At 73.3% G+C, this 1,210-nt stretch carries 1 protein-coding gene and 1 pseudogene; both read right to left on the bottom strand.

The features are described from left to right. Positions 1–269: pseudogene (locus tag G3N92_RS34295) on the bottom strand (beta-hydroxyacyl-ACP dehydratase); the annotation flags it as partial. 1 nt (position 270) lies between these two features. Continuing rightward, positions 271–1,210: beta-ketoacyl-ACP synthase (locus tag G3N92_RS34290; RefSeq protein ID WP_206131907.1), on the bottom strand; the 940-nt coding region annotated here is incomplete at its 5' end.

Genomic DNA, 1,210 nt, shown 5'->3' with positions numbered 1-1,210 from the left:
GCGCTGCCGCCGTCGCGCATCGCGAGCAGGCCGACGTGCGCGGCGATCGCCTGCGCCATCAATTCGATGCCGATCCAGGCCGGCATCGCGCCGCCGGCATCCGCATACCACGCGTCGGGCCGCACGCTGGCGTGCGCCTCGACGGCCTCCTGGGTGCACGCGACGATCGCGTCGAGCAGCAGCATCGTGCCGCGGTGCGGCAACACGTCGAGCACGTCGTGCAGCGGCACGGCCTCGCGGTTCGTTGCCGGCGTCAAACCGTTGTCCATCTCAACACCCCAGGATCAGGCTGGCATTGCTGCCGCCGAATGCGAACGAATTGCTCATCGCGTAGCGCCCGCGCACATCGCCGCCGAGCCGCCGCGCGGTCTGCACCAGATCGAGCGGCGGCAGCGCCGGGTCGGCCTCGCCGTCCCAGACGTGCACGGGCAACGCGATGCCGCGCGCCAGCGTCAGCCACGCGAACGCCAGCTCGGTGGCGCCCGCCGCGCCGAGCAGGTGGCCGGTCATCGGCTTGGTGCCGCTGGCGGGCACGCCGTCGGGAAACACCTGCGCCATGACCTGGGCTTCCATCGCGTCGTTGTGCGGCGTGGCCGTGGCGTGCAGATTGACGTAGCCGATCTGCGCGGCGCGCACGCCCGCGTCGGCCAGCGCCTCGCCGAGCGCGAGACGCGCGCCGTGCCCGTGCGGATCGGGCGCGGAAATATGGTGGGCGTCGCTCGATTCGCCCGCGCCGGCCAGCCGGATCTCGCCCTCGTCGCGGCTCATCACGAACACGGCCGCGCCTTCGCCGATGTTGATGCCGCGCCGGTGCCGGCTCATCGGATTGGTGCGTTCGGCGCTGACCGATTCGAGCGAGGCGAAGCCCTGCGCGGTCAGCTCGCAGCACGAATCCGCGCCGCCCACCACCACGGCGTCGCACATCCCGAGCCGCAGCAGGCGGCGCGCGGCGGCGAACGTCTTGGCGCTCGAGGTGCAGGCGGTGGACACCGTGTAGGCCGGCCCGGACACGCCCAGCACGGCCTTGACGAACGGCGCGGCGGTGCCGATCTCCATTTGCCGGTAATCGAACTCCGGCGGCAGCGGCGCGCCGGCCCGCGAGGCCGCACGCTGCGCGAACGCGCGTTCGGCCGCCTCGATGCCCGAGGTGCTGGTGCCGATCAGCACGCCGATGCGCGCCGCGCCGTAGCGCTCGCGCGCCGCCTCGACG

Source organism: Burkholderia sp. Ac-20379 (assembly GCF_017104645.1).
Classification (GTDB): domain Bacteria; phylum Pseudomonadota; class Gammaproteobacteria; order Burkholderiales; family Burkholderiaceae; genus Burkholderia.
This window is presented reverse-complemented; position numbering and strand designations above follow the sequence as displayed.